Origin of the sequence: Paenirhodobacter enshiensis, from assembly GCF_000740785.1 — a bacterium.
Taxonomy (GTDB): domain Bacteria; phylum Pseudomonadota; class Alphaproteobacteria; order Rhodobacterales; family Rhodobacteraceae; genus Rhodobacter; species Rhodobacter enshiensis.
In genome coordinates this window covers 30749-47659 of the sequence record NZ_JFZB01000025.1, presented here as the reverse complement: position 1 = coordinate 47659, position 16911 = coordinate 30749, and the positions used below count along the sequence as shown (strand labels likewise).

Genomic DNA, 16911 nt, shown 5'->3' with positions numbered 1-16911 from the left:
CTCAGGCCTCCAGCGCGGTCAGGACCGCGGTCGTGATGGCATCGGTGGAATGGCTGCCGGGGCGGGTGCCGACGCCGGTGGCGGTGGCGGCCTCGATCGCGGTCAGGATCGCTTCGGCGGCGGCTTTCTCGCCCAGATGGTCGAGCATCATCGCCACCGACCAGATCGCGGCGATCGGGTTGGCGATGTTCTTGCCCGCGATGTCGGGGGCGGAACCGTGCACCGGCTCGAACATCGAGGGCGCCGAGCGATCGGGGCAGATATTGGCCGAGGCCGCGAAGCCAAGCCCCCCCTGGATCGCCGCGCCGAGGTCGGTCAGGATGTCGCCGAACAGGTTCGAGGCGACGATCACGTCGAGGCTTTCGGGCGCCATCACCATCTTCGCGGCCATCGCGTCGATATGGGTGTGGGTCACCTCGACCTCGGGATATTCCTTCGCGAGCTGATCGGTCACCTCGTCCCAGAACACCATCGAATATTTCTGCGCGTTCGACTTGGTGACCGAGGTCAGCTTCCTGCGCCGGCGCATCGCGCTCTCGAAGCCGAAGCGCAGGATGCGCTCGACGCCCGCGCGGGTGAAGATCGCGGTCTCGACGGCGACTTCATCGGGCGTGCCCTGATGCACGCGGCCGCCGGCGCCGGAATATTCGCCCTCGGTGTTCTCGCGGATGCACAGGATGTCGAAGCCCCCGGCCTTCAGCGGGCCTTCGACGCCCTTGAGCAAGCGATGCGGGCGGATGTTGGCATATTGGCGGAACGCCTTGCGGATCGGCAGCAGCAGACCGTGCAGCGAGACCGAATCCGGCACCGTCTTCGGCCAGCCCACGGCGCCGAGGTAGATCGCATCGAACGGGCGCAGCTGCGCGATGCCGTCGGCGGGCATCATCTCGCCGGTCTTCAGGTAATAGTCGCACGACCAGGGGAATTCCGTCGTCTTCAGCGCGAAGCCGAAGCGCGCCGCGGCCGCATCGGCGACCCTGGCCTTCAGCTCGGCGACCGAGGCGGCGATGATCGCGGCCGGATCCTGGCCCACCGGGTTGCGGTAGACGTAATGCGACGAGATCTTGTGCTGCCAGTCGAACGGCACGCCGAAGCCGGTGTGAAAGCCCGGCAGCGCCGTCAGGCCCGAAGCGGCCGTGGTCGAACCGTGATAGCCTTCCTGCATCGAGATGAACTGATCGCGCTTCGGCTGGCCCTTCGCATACCAGTAGTAGCGCACGAAGCGGATCGAGCTGTCGACCGAATCCGACCCGCCGAGGGCGAAATACACATGGTTCAGATCGCCCGGGGCGCGCTCGGTCAGCGCGACGGCCAGACGGATCGGCGCCTCGGCGCCCATGTCGAAATACCCCGTCGCATAGGGCAGGGTGCGCATCTGCTCGGCCGCGGCCTGAACCACGCTCTCGTGACCGTAACCGGCGTTGACGCACCACAGGCCGGCGAAACCGTCGATCAGCTCCTTGCCGGTCGCGTCGACCACCGTCGCGCCTTTGGCCGATTTCAGGATCTTCACACCCCGGGCCTCGTGGCCGCGCCAGGACGACACGGGATGGACGAGGTGCGCCTTGTCCAGTTCTTGCAGCGAATTTGACAACATCTTTGTTCTCCGGATGTCAGCCCAGGGCCTGGGAGGTCAGGGCACAGGTCATGAACTCTTTCGCCGCGGGCCGCGCCGGTCCGCAGTGCATGGTGATCCCGCCGCCGACCGGGGAAAGCCCCATGGCGGTCAGGAAATCGCTCAGCCCGCAGTCGGGCCGGGTATCGAGGCGCAGGAACCCGCCCGTCGCGGCCGAGGCCGCGATCAGCCCCCGCGCCGTCATGGCGTCGCGCGCCACCACCGGCCCGACGGTGCGGCCGCGGCCGAAATCGCGCACCGCGGCAAAGCCGGTGTCGCAGATGCGGATCGTGGCGATGTCGAACAGATTGCCCAGCATCGCAGAACGATCGGCGCCGGATGCGTCACGATCCATCGCCACGATCGCGGCCAGATCGTCGCGGGTAGCGATGCGCGGCGTGGCGAAACCCTCGGGCAGTGCCGGCACCTCGGTGACGATGCCCTGATGCTGCACGACCTCGCCGGTCGCGCGAAAGCCGAGCTTTTCGTAAAGCGGCAGCCCGTCCGCGGTGGCGACGAGGCTCATGCCCCGCCCGTTCGCCGCCGCGATCACCCGATCCATCATCCGCCGGCCAAGCCCGCGACCGCGCATCGCGGCATCGACGATGATCATGTTGATGGTGCAGAAATCGCCGAATTCGGAACAGAAGGCGGTGGCGACCACCTCGCCGTTCTCGATCCCGACGAAGCCCTTCGAGACCGCCGCGGTGAAGGCCCAGTCCCCGGGCCGATGCGGCCAGCCCGCCTGTTGCGACAGCCGCACCGCGCCCGGCAGATACTGCTGCGCGAAGGCTTCGATCCGGAGGGTCTGGTCTTGAGTTCGTTCGGTCATGGGCGGTGGTTCCTTGTCTTGCGGAAACGCTAGGACCGGAGGGCCGGCATAATGCACCGCATCCCCGGTCCGCGCGCTATTTCGCCCTGCGCCGCGTCCTGCGCACCGCAGGAAGTTGCGCGGCAGGGGGCCGCCTCAGGCGACGATGACGAAGATCTTGCGCAGCGTCTCGACCGTGCGCCAGGTGCCGGTGAAGCCCGGCTTCATCACGAAACTGTCGCCCGCGCGAAAGGTCAGGGTCTCGCCGCCGTCTTCGGCGATCTCCGCAACCCCTTCGAGGATATGGCAGAATTCAAAGCTCTCGCCCTTGATCGAGCGGGTGGTGCCGGGCGTCGCGCTCCAGATGCCGGTGCGGACCTCGCCCTCGCGCGAAACGTCGAGATCCCAGGTCCGGAACGAGGGATCGCCGGCGATCAGCTTCTCGGGCGCGGCTTTCGATTCGCGCGGCGCGAAGGCGGGAAGGGTGTCGATGCGAAGGATATTGGCCATGGAACTCTCCTGTTCTGGGCGGTGTGGGGCCGGGGGACGGCAGATCGTGCCATCCTCGCCGCCGCGCCCGCGCCGCGGCGGCCGAATGCGGCCGGCTTCCGGCAGGGAGTGCCGCACATGCCGCGAGATACGCAATTTCATGCGTCCGGAACGCGAAACCCGGCAACGATCGTCGGCGACACGGGTTCAGGATGGACCCCGACACGACCCATTCGACCGGCGCCGCCGGCACCCTACGGAGACAGACATGACCTTTCGCCCGAAATTCGTGACCTTCGATTGCCACGGCACGCTCATCAACTACGACATGGCCGGCGCCGCGCGTCGGATCTATGGCGAGATGCTCGACGACGCGAAGATGACGCAGTTCATCAGGAACTTCGCCGCCTACCGCCTCGACGAGGTTCTGGGCGCCTGGAAACCCTATGCCGATGTGGTGGCGAATTCGCTCGAACGCACCTGCAAGGCGAATGGCGTGACCTTCCGCGAGGAAGACGCGCTGCGCATCTATGAAGAGGTGCCGACCTGGGGCCCGCATCCGGACGTGCCCGCCGGCCTTGCGAAGGTCGCGAAGGAAATCCCGCTGGTCATCTTGTCGAACGCGATGAACAGTCAGATCATGTCGAACGTCGAAAAGCTGGGCGCGCCGTTCTGCAAGGTCATCACCGCCGAGGAAACCGGCACCTACAAGCCGCAGATGAACGGGTTCGAATACATGCTCGACGTGCTCGGCTGCGGCCCCGAGGACATCACGCATTGCTCCTCGTCGTTCCGCTACGACCTGATGACCGCCTACGATCTGGGCATCAAGTCGAAGGTCTGGGTGAACCGCGGCCACGAGCCGGCGAATCCCTACTACGAATACACCGAAATCAAGGATATCGGTGGCCTCGCGGGGGTGTTCGGCCTGTAAGCCGGACCTGAAGCCAAGAACGCCTTGGAGGGCGGAACGATGGAATTCACCTCTTACTGGCACGCCACGTCGACCCCCTTCGCGCATGGCGCCGAAGGCCCGGTCGAGGGCGCGTTCGATATCGCCATCGTCGGCGGCGGGTTCACCGGGCTGTCGGCGGCGCGGGTGCTGGCGAAGGCCGGCGCAAAGGTCGCGCTGCTCGAGGCCGAGACCGTGGGCTTCGGCGGCTCGGGTCGCAACGGGGGGCATCTGAACAACGGCCTCGCCCACAGCTACGGCGAGGCGAAGGCGCATCTGGGCGAAGAGATGGCGCGCCGGCTGTATCGCGCGCTCGACGATGCCGTCGACACGGTCGAGCAGATCGTGACCGAGGAAGGGATCGACTGCTCGTTCCGCCGCGCGGGCAAGCTGAAACTCGCCTCGAAACCCGGCCATGTCGCCGCTCTGCGCGCGAATTACGAGCTGGTGCATCGCGAGGTCGACCCCGACACCGCCTTCCTCGACCCCGAGGAGCTGCGCGCCGAGGTCGGCGAGGCGACGTTCCACGGCGCCATGCTGTCGAAGAAGGCCGGCATGATGCACATGGGCCGCTATGTGAACGGGCTGGCCGAGGCGGGTCACCGCTACGGCGCGACGATCTGGGAGCACGCCCCGGTCACCGGCCGGCACCGCGACGGGCAGGGCTGGCGCCTGACGACGCCGCGCGGCTCGCTCAAGGCGAAACAGGTCATTCTGGCGACCGGCGCCTATACCGCGGGCCCGTTCAGCTGGTTTCGCCGCCGTATCCTGTCGGTCGGCTCGTTCATCGTCGCAACCCGCCCCCTGACCGAGGCCGAGATCGCGATGACCATGCCGGGCAACCGCACCTGCGTGACCACGATGAACATCGGCAATTACTTCCGCCTCGCGCCCGACAACCGGCTGATCTGGGGCGGGCGGGCGCGGTTCTCGGCGAGTTCCGACCAGCGTTCGGACGCGAAATCGGGCGCGATCCTGCGCCGGTCGCTGGCGCAGACCTTCCCGCATCTCGCCGATGTGCCGCTGGATTACTGCTGGGGCGGCCTCGTCGACATGACCAAGGACCGCTATCCGCGCGCCGGCAGCCATGACGGGATGCTGTATTCCATGGGCTATTCCGGCCATGGCGCGCAGATGGCGAACCACATGGGGGTGATCCTCGCGAAGATGGCGATGGGCGATCAGAAGGCGAACCCGCTCGCCGGGCTCGACTGGCCGTCGATCCCGCTTTACTCGGGCAAGCCCTGGTTCCTGCCGATGGTGGGGATGTATTTCGAGCTCAAGGACATGGTGTCCTGACGGGCTCTCGGAACCGCCCCCCGGAGCCCGGGGGCGGTTCCCGCTTTCAGGCAGCGTCGCGGCGCAACAGATAGATGTCCATGATCCAGCCGTGGCGCGCGCGGGCCTCGGCGCGGGTGGCGACGATGCGCGGAGCGGTCTCGGAGAGCGGGCCGGAGAGGCGGATCTCCCCTTCCATGCCGGCGAAGGCCGACCACCAGATGCTTACCCCCTCGGGCGCGATGGCGCGAAAGGCGCAATCGCCGTCGAGCATGACGACCACGGTTTCCGCCCCCTCGGGCCAGCCGTCTTCGCGCAGCCGCCGCCCGGTGGTGACGGTGAAGGACCCGCCGACGGTGTTCAGCGCGATGCCATGGCCCGCGGTCAGCGCGGCGATGGCGGTGATGCCGGGGATCACCCGCACCGAGACCGGGCCGGGCAGCCGGCGCGCGATGCGCAGCGTGGAATCGTAAAGCGCGGGATCGCCCCAGACCAGAAACCCGGCCTTGCCGCCGCCGGGCAGGGCATCCGTCAGCACCCGTTGCCAGCACAGGGCGATGGCGTCGTGCCAGGCCTCGACGCCCGCACGGTAATCGGGCGCGGCGGCATCGCGCACCGGCAGGTCGAATTCGACGATGCGGGTTTCGGTCCCGCGCAGATGCTCGGCGCAGATCGCGCGGCGCAGCTCGGCCAGATCGTCCTTCGCGGCGCCCTTGCGCGGGATCGCGATCACGTCCTGCGCCCGCATCGCGTCGATCGCCTGCAAGCTCAGCGCCCGCGGGTTCCCCGGTCCGATGCCGATCAGGCTGAGTTCGATCATCGCATGTCCTCCGCGATCAGGTGAAAGAAGGTGCCGCTGGCTCGGCCGCGCACCGATCCGGTTTCGGCGACCGTCCGGCCCCCGGCGTCGGTGACCCGGGCGAGGGGGGCATCGGGTTGTTCGATGACGGTCGAGTAATGGAATTCGTGGCCGCGCAGCGCCGATCCCGCCGCCAGCCCCGGCATCGGGCTCAGCAGGTCGGCCACGCGATACCCGAGGTGCATCCGGCGCGCGGCGTAGGATGTGACCAGTCCAAGGAGCCCCGCCATCTCGTGCGCCACGCCCTCGGCGTCGATCAGCGCCGCGCCCATCGCCATATAGCCGCCGCATTCGCCATGCACCGGGCGGGTCTCGGCGAAATGGCGCAGGCCGGCCCTGAACCGCCCGGCCGCGGCAAGACGACCGGCGTGCAGCTCGGGATAGCCGCCGGGCAGCCAGCAGGCATCGGCGGCCGGGTCGGGCGCCTCGTCGGCCAAGGGCGAGAACGGCACGATCTCGGCCCCCGCGGCGCGCCAGCCGGCAAGGACATGCGGATAGGCGAAGGAAAACGCCGCGTCCTGCGCCAGCGCCACCCGCTGGCCGGGCGGTGGAAGCGCGCGGTGCGGGGTGTCGCCCGCCCGCGTCGGCCCGGCGGCCGCGACGAGCGCGTCGAGGTCCAGATGTTCGGCGATGAAATCGCCCGCCTCGCGGATCAGCGCCGCGATCTCGCTGTGTTCGCCCGCCTGAACGAGGCCAAGGTGCCGCTCGGGCAGCGCAATCCCGGCGCGGCGCGGCAGCGCGCCCAGAACCGGGATGCCGGCCTCGCTCATGCCGGCGCGCAACAGCGCCTCGTGCCGGGGCGAGGCGACGCGGTTCAGCACCACGCCCGCGATCGTCACCCCGGGCCGCAGGCGCGCGAAGCCAAGCGCCACCGCCGCCGCCGATTGCGCCTGCCCGCGGGTGTCGAGGACCAGAACCACCGGCCAGCCGAAGCGCGCGGCGATCTCGGCACTCGCGCCGGTGCCGGTGGCGCCGGGCCGCGCCACCCCGTCGAACAGCCCCATCGAGCCCTCGGCGAGCACCAGATCCGCGCCCGCGGCACCCCGCACCAGCGCGTCGAGCTGCCCCCCCGCCATCGCCCAGCCGTCGAGATTGACCGACGCCCGCCCCGAGGCCGCCAGATGAAACCCCGGGTCGATGTAATCCGGCCCGCATTTGAACGGCTGCACCGCGATCCCCCGCCGCCCGAGCGCATCGAGAAGACCGAGCATCACCGTGGTCTTGCCGCTGCCCGAAGCCGGGGCGGAGATCACCAGACCGGGGGGCAGCGCGCTCATTCGGTGCCTGCCGGGAAGCGCGGATCGGTGCCGACCGGGCGGAACCGGCGGTCGTAATCGCCGGCATACAGGCGGCTTTCGTCGAACCCCTCGGCGGCGAGCGCGCGGCCCACCACGATCAGCGCGGTGCGGCCGCGCTCGGCCCCGCAGGCCCCGGCGATGGTGTCGAGGGTGGCGCGCACCACGCGCTGATCGGGCCAGCTCGCGCGCCAGACCACCGCCACCGGGCAATCGCCGCCGAGGATCGGGGCGAGCCGCGCGACCACATCGTCGAGCACATGCACCGACAGATGCACCGCAAGCGTCGCCCCGGTCGCCGCGAAGGCTTCGAGCGTCTCGCCCCCGGGCATGGCGGAGGCCCGCCCGCCGGTGCGCGTCAGCACCAGCGATTGCGCGACGCCGGGCAAGGTCATCTCGGCCGCAAGCGCCGCACTCGCGGCGGCGAAGGCGGGCACGCCGGGCGTCACGTCGAAGGGGATCCCTTCGGCGCGCAGGCGGCGCAGCTGCTCTCCCATCGCCGACCAGACCGACAGATCGCCCGAATGCAGCCGCGCGACATCCTGACCGGCGGTATGCGCGGCGCGGATCTCGGCCACGATCTCGTCAAGCGACAGGGGCGCGGTGTTGACGATCCGCGCGCCCGGCGGGCAATGGGCGAGCAGCGCCTCGGGCACCAGCGATCCGGCGTAAAGGCAGACCGGCGAGGCCGCGATCAGGTCGCGCCCGCGCAGGGTGATGAGGTCGGCGGCGCCGGGGCCCGCACCGATGAAATGAACGGTCATGAGGGGTCTCCGATGGCGATGGCGGCGGTTGCGGTGCGGTCGGTCGAGGACAGGCGCGCGACGGTAAGCCGCGCGCCCGGGCCCGCGGCGGCAAGCGCCGCGGCCTCGGCGACCGATCCGGTGCCGTAGCGGGCTTCGACGCGGGGCGAGCGGGTGGGCGTGTCGATGCCGGCCAGCGCCGCGGCCGCCACCGCGATCAGCGGCAGGCCGAGGCTCGCGACCAGCGCGCGGATCTGCACCGCCTGCGCCTTGTCCGCGGGGGTGGCGAGCGCGTCGACCGACGCGCCGGCGGCGGCCTCGGCGCGCGTCAGAACCTCGGCCAGCGCGGCGATGGGGGCGAGGGCGCGAAATCCGATCCCGGCGACGATCATCGGGCGAGGCTCCATTGCACGATCGGGCGGGCGCGCTGCCAGCCGGTCAGCCGGCCGAGAGGGGCGGCCGAGGCGATCTCGATCCGCTCAAGCGTGCCGCCGTGGCGCAGATAGAGAGCACTCAGCAGCGCTTCGCTTTCGAGCGTCACGGCATTCGCGACAAGCCGCCCGCCCGGCCGCAGCCTGGCGAGCGCGGCGGCGATGGTCGCCTCGGACCCGCCGCCGCCGATGAACACGGCATCGGGATCGGGCAGATCCGCCAGCGCCTCGGGGGCGGTGCCGGCGACGGGCGCGATCCGGTCGCTCAGCCCGAATTTCGCGGCATTGCGGCGGATGAACCCGAGCCGCTCCGCCTTCGGTTCCAGCGCGATGGCCCGCGCGCCCGGTGCCATCCGCGCCCATTCGACGGCCACCGTGCCCGATCCCGCGCCGATGTCCCACAGGAGTTCGTTCGGCCGCGGCGCCAGCGCCGAAACGGTCAGCGCCCGCACCACGCGCTTGGTCATCGTGCCGTCGCTTTCGAACAGATCGTCGGCGAGGCCGGCAGAGGCGGGGATCGCCGCATGACCAGACAGCGCCACGGCAACCGCGACCGGGGCGGCGATGTCCCCGGGCAGGGGGGCATCGGCGCGCGCCTCGCGCAGGCGCTCGCGCGGGCCGCCAAGCGCCTCCATGATCCACAGGGTCGAGGCGCCGAAGCCCTGCGCGCTCAGCCAATGCGCAAGCTCCGCGGGCGCATGGCCGTCGCGCATCAGGCAGATCGCGCGCACCCCCCGGCCGAGATGCGGCAACAGACGCTCGAACGGAGCGGCATGAAGGCCGAGGCAGACGGTTTCCTCGATCCGCCAGCCAAGTCGCGCCGCCGCAAGGGAAAATGTCGAGACGGCCGGAAAGGCGCGCCATTCGCCGGGCGCCAGATGGCGCGCGAGCGAGCCGCCCGCCCCATGCCAGAACGGATCTCCCGAGGCCAGAACCGCCACCTTGCGGCCGCGCAGGGCCAGCACCGGCTGCACCGAGAACGGCACCGGCCAGTCGCGCCCGCGCGCGCCGACGGCCGCCAGCGCCAGATGCCGCGGCGCGCCGAACACCGTTTCCGCGGCGTCAAGCGCGGTACGGCTTGCGGCCGGCAGCCCGTTGGGGCCATCTTCGCCCAGACCGATGATCGACAACCAGGGATCAGCCATGACGCGCACCCTTCTTCTCGGCGGCACCAGCGAGGCAAGCCGCCTCGCCGAGGCGCTCGCCGCCCGCGGCGCAGATGCCGTATTCTCCTATGCGGGCCGCGTCGCCACCCCCGCGCCGCAGCCCCTGCCCACCCGCATCGGCGGTTTCGGCGGGGTCGAGGGGCTCGTCGATTACATCCGGCGCGAAGGCATCACCCGGATCGTCGACGCAACGCATCCGTTCGCCGCCTCGATCAGCCGCAACGCCATCGCGGCCGCAGCGCTGACCCATACGCCGCTGATCGGGCTGGAGCGCGCGCCCTGGGTGCCCGAGCCCGCCGATCTGTGGCTGAGTATGCCCGACCTCGCCGCGGCCGCCGCCTATCTGCCGCAGGCTTCGCAGCGGGTGTTTCTGGCGATCGGGCGCCAGCACCTCGACGCTTTCGCCGTCGCGCCGCAGCACAGCTATCTTCTGCGCCTCGTCGATCCGCCCGAAGGGCCCTTGCCGCTGGCCACTGCCGAAGCGGTGATCGCGCGCGGGCCGTTCACCCTCGAAGGCGACCGCGATCTGCTGATCCGCCACCGCATCGACTGGATCGTGACGAAGAACTCGGGCGGCGAGGGCGCGCGCGCGAAGCTGATGGCGGCGCGCGAATTGCGCCTGCCGGTGCTGATGGTGCAGCGCCCCGAGCTGCCGCCCCGCAAGGTTCTGGGCAGCGTGCGCGAGGTTCTCGACTGGCTCGATCATTCCGCCCCTCTCACACCCGGCACCTGACGCGGGGTGTAGACGAAGCGACCGACCTGCCGCGTCATCGAATTGCCGACGATCACCACGGTGCGCATGTCGGCCATCCCGGCCCGCGCCTCGGCGAGCGGCAGCGTCAGCAACTGCTCTCCGGGCTTCGAGACGTCGCGCGCGAAGGAGATCGGCCGTTCGCCCCCCAGTTCCTCACGCAGCACATCGAGGACGCGGCCGAAGCCCTCGGGGCGCGCGCGCGAGCGGGGATTGTAGAAAGCCATCGCGAAATCGCCGCGCGCCGCCATGCGAAGGCGATGCTCGATCACCGCCCAGGGCTTCAGATTGTCGCTCAGGTTGATCGCGCAGAAATCGTGACCGAGCGGCGCGCCGAGCCGCGCGGCCGCCGCCAGCATCGCCGTGATGCCGGGCAGGATGCGGATGTCGAGGTCGTGCCATTCGGCCGGCCCGTCCTCCAGTGCCTCGAACAGGGCCGAGGCCATGGCGAAGACCCCCGGATCGCCCGAGGACACCACCGCCACCTTGCGCCCCCGCGCCGCGAGGTCGAGCGCGAAGCTCGCCCGTTCGACCTCGACCCGGTTGTCGGAGCCATGCAGCCGCTGGCCCGCGCGCAGGGCCACGCGGGCGACATAGGGGCCGTAACCGACGATATCCGTCGCCTCGATCAGCGCCGCCGTCACCTCGGGGGTGATGAGTTCTTCCGCGCCGGGGCCGAGGCCCGCGACGACAAGCTGCCCGCTCATGGCCGCCGCCCCTGGCCGTGGATCACGGCGGTCGAGAAATAGGGGGCCTCGCTCACCTCGGCGAGGCGGTGGATCTGCTGCTCGGGCATGGTGCCGCGCACGATCAGCCAGGCGGCATCGAGCTTGCCGGCCGCCGCCAGCGCGCGTTTCAGCTTCGCCAGATTGCGGCCGATCTTCATCACCACCAGCGCATCGGTATCGCGCGCGCGCCGGGTCAGCTCGTCCTCGGTCAGCGTCGCGGGCAGCACGGTCAGCACGTCGTCCCCCCAGGTGATCGGCGTGCCCGTCGCGGTCCAGCACCCCGACATGCCGGAGATGCCGGGGATCACCTCGACCTCGGCGCGCCCGTTCAGCCGGCTGTGCAGGTGCATGAAAGAGCCGTAGAGGAAGGGGTCGCCCTCGCACAGCACGGCGACATCCTCGGTCTCGGCGAGGGTGGCGAGGCGGTCGCTCCACGCGTCGTAGAACTGCGCCAGAAGCCGGGAATATTCCGGGTCGGACAGCGGGATCTCGGTCGTGACGGGGTATTCCATCGGGTATTCGGCGGCGCCCTCGGCAAGCAACCCCTCGACGATGCGGCGCGCATTGCCACGCGCGCCGCGCTTGCAGAAATAGGCGACGTGGCGCGTGCGGCCAAGCGTGCGCCAGGCCTCGACGCTCATCAGCCGCGGATCGCCGGGCCCGAGGCCGACGCAGATCACCCTGGCCATCGTCTCACTCCTTCCGGCTGGCAAGCGCGTTGATCGCCGCCACCGTGATCGCAGAACCGCCGAGCCGCCCTTTGACGATCAGCGACGGCGCGGGCAGCGCGGCGATCAGCGCATCCTTCGATTCCGCCGCACCGACGAAGCCGACCGGGCAACCGACGATCGCCGCCGGGCGCGGGCAGGCCGGGTCTTCGAGCATTTCAAGGAGGTGAAACAGCGCCGTCGGCGCATTGCCGATGGCGACCACGGCACCTTCGAGGTCGGGGCGCCACAGCTCCAGCGCGGCGGCCGAGCGCGTGGTGCCAAGCCGCGCGGCCAGCGCCGGAACCCCGGGATCGGACAGCGTGCAGATCACCCGGTTGCCGGCGGGCAGGCGGGCGCGGGTGATGCCCTCGGACACCATGCGCGCATCGCACAGCACCGGGGCGCCGGCGATCAGCGCGCCGCGCGCCGCCGCCGCCATGCCCGGCGAGAAGACGATATCGCGCTCCAGCCCGACCATCCCGGCGGCATGGATCATCCGCACCGCGACGGGTTCCTCGTCCGGCGAGAACCGGCCGAGATCGGCCTCGGCGCGGATCGTGGCGAAGCTCTGCCGGTAGATCGCGGCGCCGTCCTTTTCATAATCGTAGGGCATCGAAGGGGCTTTCACTCAACAGGAGTCAGAAATGGGTCAACAGGCGCGGATCGGCGAGAAGCGCGGCGGGGCTGAGCCCGCGGCGGAGCGGCGGGTCCGCGGCGCGGCCCCCGGCGATCAGATCGAAGCGGTCGGGCGCGGTGGCGGTCAGCGTCAGCGCCTCGGGCGCGGGATGGGCGCAACCCTTGGCGCAGCCCGAGACATGCAGCCCCCGCCCGGCCGGGACCATCGGCGCCAGCGCGCGGGCGAGGTCTCGGGTCGCGGCGCGGGCCTGCGGGCATTCGGGCGCACCCGGACAGACCGAGACCCGCAGCCGCGGATCGGCCGGATCGCGGATCAGCCGCTCGTTCAGCGCGCGGCCGAGATCGGGGATCGCGCGCACCCCCGCGATCAGCACCATCCGCCAGGGCGTCAGCCGCAGCGACCCGAGCGCCGCCAGCGCGTCGAGCGCATCGGCGCTCAGCCGGCCGAACTCGGGCGCGATCAGGAAGCCTTCGGCACAGGGACCGGGCGGCGGCACCGGGCGCGAAGGGGCGGCGGGGGCGCTGCGCCACTCCTCGGGCGGCAGCACGCCGCGCGCGATCAGCGCCGCCATCCGGCCGCGATGGCCCTGAACGCCCCCCGCCGCGATGAACCACCGCGCGAGGTCGAGCGCCGCCCCGGCAGCGGTCTCGGCGCTGACCGGGCGGCCCATGCTCAGCCCCTCGGCGCGGCAGATCGGGCCGGCGGGCGTCGCCTCGATCCGGATGTCGGCGGGCGCGGCGCCGAGCACCGGCCGCCCCCCGCCGCAATCGACCGCGAAGCCGAACTTGCCGGGCAGATCGGGGGCGTCGGGGGCACGCAGCCGCGCGGCGAGATCGGCCGCGATCCGGGCGGAAATGTCGTCGCTATATATATAAGGAGTGACGAGGATGTTGCGCCGCGCCTCTGCCTCGGGCGTGGGGTCGAGAAGCGCCAGCGCCTGAAGCGCGGCGATCAGGGGGGGATGCGCCTCGGGGCGGACGCCGCGCAGTTGCAGATTGGCCCGCGCGGAAAGGTCGATCAGCCCGTTGCCGTAGCGGCGCGACAGATCGGCGATGGCATGGGCGGTCTCGGGCGACAGCCGCCCGGCGGGCAGGCGCAGCCGCACCACCAGCCCATCGCCCGATGCCATCGGACGCAAAGCACCGGGGCACCAGCCGCGCACGGCGAAATCCGGGGTCATGTCCTGTCCTCCGCCGCGAGCGCATCGAGCTGCGCGCCGGTCGAGTTGCGCCGGCTGGCCCACAGCCCGGCCGCGCGCAGCTGCTGAAACCGGGCGATCATCGCGGCAAGCGCGGCGGGGTTCTCGCGGCCGAGGAACGCGCGCAGATCGTCGCGCGCCAGCGTCGCCTGAAAGAACGCGTCGAACAGATGCGGGCCGACGACGCCGCCCAGATGCGCGAAGGCCGCGAGGTGATCGAGGGTCGCGGCGATCTCGGCCCCGCCGCGAAAGCCGTGGCGCATCATCGCCTCGATCCAGTCCGGATTGGCGGCGCGGGCATGAAGGGTGCGGGCGACCTCCTCGGCGAGCGTGCGGGCGCGCGGCGCCTCGGGCCGGGTGGCGTCGAGGTGGTAAAGCGCGGGCGCCGGCCGGCCGATCCGCGCCATCGCGGCGGCGAAACCGGCCTCATGCGCGGCATAGTCGGACGCCATCAACAGATCGGACTCGGGCAGATCCTGCGGATGGATGAAACCGTCGGCGGCCGAGAGCTGGCGTTCCAGCGCCGCCCGATCCGCCGCGATGGAGCCATCGGCCGCGATGGCATGGGCGGAGGCGGCGAGCCAGGCCTCGCCGGCGGCAAGGCGCGCCTCGGGGGTGAAATCGTCGGTCTCGGGCATCGCGAGGCCGTAACTGCCCGGGCGCGGCCCGAACACCCGCGGGCCCGCGCGGCGATAGGGGTTATCGGCCTCGTCACGTTCGGCGAGCGCCGCGACAGCCTGCCCGAACATCTGCGCCAGCCCCGGGAACACGTCGCGAAACAGCCCCGACACCCGCAGCGTCACGTCGATCCGCGGCCGGTTCAGCAGGGCCGGCGGGATGATCTCGAACCCGGTCACGCGCGCGCCATCGTCCTGCCAGCGCGGGCTGAGACCGGCGAGATGCAGCGCCATCGCGAATTCCTCGCCCGCCGTGCGCATCGTGGCCGAGCCCCACAGATCGACGACCAGCCCCTTCGGCCAGTCGCCATGATCTTGCAGATGCCGGCGCAACAGCTCTTCGGCCAGACGCACGCCCTGCGCGTGCGCCGCGCGCGAGGGCACGGCGCGCGGATCGGTGGTGAACAGGTTCCTCCCCGTCGGCATCACATCCGTCCGGCCGCGATTGGGTGAACCAGAGGGGCCCGCCGCGACGCGCCGCCCGGCAAGCGCGCGGTGCAGCCCCGCCCGTTCCTCGGCGCCGCAAGCGCCGGTGCCGAAGACATGCAGCCCGTCGGGGTAATGCGATTCCTTGATGTCGCAGACGAAACGGTCGATGCGCGGGATCGCCTCGGCGGCGCTGGCACCGGGGGGGATGTCGAGATCGGCCTCGACGCCGCGGCCCTGCGCCTCGGCGCGGATCGCGGCGATCAGCCGGTCGCGCCGCGCGGGATCGAGCCCGTCCGCCGTCGAATATTCATCGAGCAACCGTTCGAGCGCCCCGAAATCCTCGGGCAGCCGGCTTTGCCCGAGCGGCGGCGGCATGTGGCCGAGCGTCACCGCCCCGATCCGGCGCTTGGCCTGCGCGGCCTCGCCGGGGTCGTTGACGATGAACGGATAGATCACCGGAAGGGCGCCGGTCAGCGCCTCGGGCCAGCAGGCGTCCGACAGCGCCACCGCCTTGCCCGGCAGCCATTCGAGCGTGCCATGCGCGCCCACATGCACCAGCGCATCGGCCTGCGTCTGCAACCACAGGTAGAACGCGACATAGGCATGACGCGGCACGCGCGAAAGGTCGTGATAGTCGTCGCCGCGGGTCTTCGGCCGGCCGCGCTCGGGCTGCAGCGCGACGAGGCCCGCGCGACTTTTCAGGGCGCGAAACCGGAAGGTGCCGTCCGGGCAATCGGGGTCGTCCTCGGGGGCGCCCCAGGCGGTTGCCAGATCGTCGCGCAGGGCCCGGGGCAGGCGCGACAGGGCGGCATGATATTCGCCCGCCGGCCAGCGCAGATCGGCCGAGATCAGCCGCTGTGCAAGCCCGGCCTCCGGCCCGATGGGATAGCCTGCGGCGGAAAGATCGGCGAGCATCGCCTCGGCCGAAGCAAGGGCATCGAGACCCACGGCATGGGCGATCTGATCGTCGCGGCCGGGATAGGTCGAGAGCACCAGCGCCACGCGCCGGCCGGCCGGTGGCAGGGCGGAGAGCCGGTGCCAGCCCGCGATGCGGGCGGCGATGGCGGCGATGCGCTCGGGCTCGGCCGCGTGGATCTGGCGCGCGATCTGCAGCTGCGGATCGCGCGGAGTGGCGGCTTTGAAACTTGCCACGCCGACGAAGATGCGGCCGTCGACCTCGGGCAAAACCACGTGCATCGCGAGATCGGCGGGCGAAAGGCCGCGGCTGCTTTCGGCCCAGGCCGGGCGCGGCGCGGTCGAAAGCGCCACCTGAAACACCGGGCAGCCGGGCGCGTCGAGGGGCGATGTGCCCCCGTCCCCCTGCGCCGAGAAGGCGGTCAGATTGACGATGGCCGCGGGCGCGAGACGGGTAAGTTCCTCCGCGATCCAGCGTGCAGCCGCCGGATGCTTCAGCGAGGGCGCGAACAGGCCGATGGCCGAGAACCCCTGCGCCTCAAGCGCCGCGATCAGCGCATCGACCGGGGCGAGGTCCGCCGCCGCGAGATAGGCGCGGTAGAACGCCACCACGGCAAGCGGCCGGCCCGGCGCGGCCGCGGGCGGGGCACAGGGGCCGGTGCAGGGACGGTAGAAACCGAACTCGGGGAGCGCGGGCGGCAGATCCGGGGCGGAAAGCGGCACACCGGCGGCCTCGGCCAGAAGGCACAGCGCGGCCTCGGCCGCCGCGGCGCCGCCCGCATCGCACAGCGTGGACAGACGGCGCAACAGCGCCACCGGCACCGTCGAGGCGGCATCGAGGCGTGCATCGACCCGCCCGTCGGCCGGCAGAACGGCCAGCGCGATGCCCTGCCGGCGCGCCAGATCCTGCACGCTCGCCAGCCCATAGGGCCAGTAGCTCTCGCCGCCGATCAGCCGCAGCAGAATGCCCTTCGCCCGCGGCAGGGTGCGGTCGAGATAGGTATCGACCGACAGCGGATGGCGCAGCGCCGCGAGGTTCGCCAGCCGCACCTGCGGCAGATCGCCCCCGCGCGCCCGCAGCCGGTTCCAGCCCGCCGCGAAAGCCCCGAGATCGCTGTCCGAGAACGACAGCACCGCGAGATCCGCGCCATCCTGCCCCAGATCCTGCGGCACGTCGGCCTCTTCGAGCCCGTGGCTTTCGCGGAAGACGATGTGCATCGCGCCGCC

16 protein-coding genes are annotated in these 16911 nt (G+C 71.3%); 3 read left to right on the top strand and 13 right to left on the bottom strand.

The window, feature by feature from the left end:
• Window position 1 precedes the first annotated feature (1 nt).
• From CG50_RS16610 to CG50_RS11870, 3 genes are all read right to left on the bottom strand, one after another.
• A complete protein-coding gene (locus CG50_RS16610; protein ID WP_081880407.1) occupies window positions 2-1597 on the bottom strand; it encodes a tartrate dehydrogenase in 1596 nt (531 codons plus the stop codon).
• Between the two features lie 16 nt (window positions 1598-1613).
• Window positions 1614-2447: a GNAT family N-acetyltransferase gene (locus CG50_RS11875; RefSeq protein ID WP_036638639.1), complete on the bottom strand. Its 834-nt coding sequence runs from the start codon at window positions 2445-2447 to the stop codon at window positions 1614-1616.
• A gap of 135 nt (window positions 2448-2582) precedes the next feature.
• Window positions 2583-2936, bottom strand: a complete 354-nt coding sequence (locus tag CG50_RS11870; protein WP_036638636.1) for a cupin domain-containing protein — start codon at window positions 2934-2936, stop codon at window positions 2583-2585.
• Between the two features lie 247 nt (window positions 2937-3183).
• Here CG50_RS11870 and CG50_RS11865 point away from each other — a divergent pair, with 247 nt between their 5' ends.
• Both CG50_RS11865 and CG50_RS11860 read left to right on the top strand, forming a co-directional pair.
• Complete coding sequence (locus CG50_RS11865; protein ID WP_036638634.1) at window positions 3184-3849, top strand: haloacid dehalogenase type II; 666 nt, start codon at window positions 3184-3186, stop codon at window positions 3847-3849.
• Between the two features lie 39 nt (window positions 3850-3888).
• Window positions 3889-5166: an NAD(P)/FAD-dependent oxidoreductase gene (locus tag CG50_RS11860; protein ID WP_036638631.1), complete on the top strand. Its 1278-nt coding sequence runs from the start codon at window positions 3889-3891 to the stop codon at window positions 5164-5166.
• A gap of 46 nt (window positions 5167-5212) precedes the next feature.
• On the opposite strand, the gene cobF is transcribed toward CG50_RS11860, so the two are convergent.
• Genes cobF through CG50_RS11835 form a run of 5 tightly spaced genes read right to left on the bottom strand, consistent with a single transcriptional unit; the run spans window position 5213 to window position 9618 of the window.
• Window positions 5213-5965 carry a precorrin-6A synthase (deacetylating) gene (gene cobF / locus CG50_RS11855; RefSeq protein ID WP_036638628.1) on the bottom strand — a complete coding sequence of 251 codons (753 nt, stop codon included), beginning with the start codon at window positions 5963-5965 and terminating at the stop codon, window positions 5213-5215.
• Window positions 5962-7281: a cobyrinate a,c-diamide synthase gene (locus CG50_RS11850; protein WP_036638625.1), complete on the bottom strand. Its 1320-nt coding sequence runs from the start codon at window positions 7279-7281 to the stop codon at window positions 5962-5964. The genes cobF and CG50_RS11850 overlap by 4 nt, the downstream gene beginning before the upstream one ends.
• On the bottom strand, window positions 7278-8063 hold the full coding sequence (gene cobM, locus CG50_RS11845; protein ID WP_036638622.1) for a precorrin-4 C(11)-methyltransferase: 786 nt from the start codon (window positions 8061-8063) through the stop codon (window positions 7278-7280). The genes CG50_RS11850 and cobM overlap by 4 nt, the downstream gene beginning before the upstream one ends.
• Window positions 8060-8434 (bottom strand): cobalamin biosynthesis protein, encoded by a 375-nt coding sequence (locus tag CG50_RS11840; protein WP_036638620.1) that lies wholly within the window; start codon window positions 8432-8434, stop codon window positions 8060-8062. The genes cobM and CG50_RS11840 overlap by 4 nt, the downstream gene beginning before the upstream one ends.
• The gene (locus CG50_RS11835) at window positions 8431-9618 is read right to left on the bottom strand and encodes a bifunctional cobalt-precorrin-7 (C(5))-methyltransferase/cobalt-precorrin-6B (C(15))-methyltransferase (protein WP_036638618.1); all 1188 of its coding nucleotides are present in this window, start codon (window positions 9616-9618) and stop codon (window positions 8431-8433) included. Before CG50_RS11835 ends, CG50_RS11840 begins: the two co-directional genes overlap by 4 nt.
• Here CG50_RS11835 and CG50_RS11830 point away from each other — a divergent pair.
• On the top strand, window positions 9617-10372 hold the full coding sequence (locus tag CG50_RS11830) for a cobalt-precorrin-6A reductase (protein WP_036638615.1): 756 nt from the start codon (window positions 9617-9619) through the stop codon (window positions 10370-10372). The two genes, CG50_RS11835 and CG50_RS11830, sit on opposite strands and share 2 nt — an antisense overlap.
• On the opposite strand, the gene cobJ is transcribed toward CG50_RS11830, so the two are convergent.
• The 5 genes from cobJ to cobN are packed head-to-tail and all read right to left on the bottom strand — an operon-like array spanning window position 10342 to window position 16902.
• Window positions 10342-11097, bottom strand: a complete 756-nt coding sequence (gene cobJ, locus CG50_RS11825; protein WP_036638613.1) for a precorrin-3B C(17)-methyltransferase — start codon at window positions 11095-11097, stop codon at window positions 10342-10344. The genes CG50_RS11830 and cobJ overlap by 31 nt on opposite strands.
• Window positions 11094-11807 carry a precorrin-2 C(20)-methyltransferase gene (locus CG50_RS11820; RefSeq protein ID WP_036638610.1) on the bottom strand — a complete coding sequence of 238 codons (714 nt, stop codon included), beginning with the start codon at window positions 11805-11807 and terminating at the stop codon, window positions 11094-11096. Before CG50_RS11820 ends, cobJ begins: the two co-directional genes overlap by 4 nt.
• A gap of 4 nt (window positions 11808-11811) precedes the next feature.
• Complete coding sequence (locus tag CG50_RS11815) at window positions 11812-12441, bottom strand: precorrin-8X methylmutase (protein ID WP_036638608.1); 630 nt, start codon at window positions 12439-12441, stop codon at window positions 11812-11814.
• Between the two features lie 25 nt (window positions 12442-12466).
• Window positions 12467-13645 (bottom strand): precorrin-3B synthase, encoded by a 1179-nt coding sequence (locus tag CG50_RS11810; RefSeq protein WP_036638606.1) that lies wholly within the window; start codon window positions 13643-13645, stop codon window positions 12467-12469.
• Window positions 13642-16902: a cobaltochelatase subunit CobN gene (gene cobN / locus CG50_RS11805; RefSeq protein WP_036638604.1), complete on the bottom strand. Its 3261-nt coding sequence runs from the start codon at window positions 16900-16902 to the stop codon at window positions 13642-13644. The genes CG50_RS11810 and cobN overlap by 4 nt, the downstream gene beginning before the upstream one ends.
• Window positions 16903-16911 lie beyond the last annotated feature (9 nt).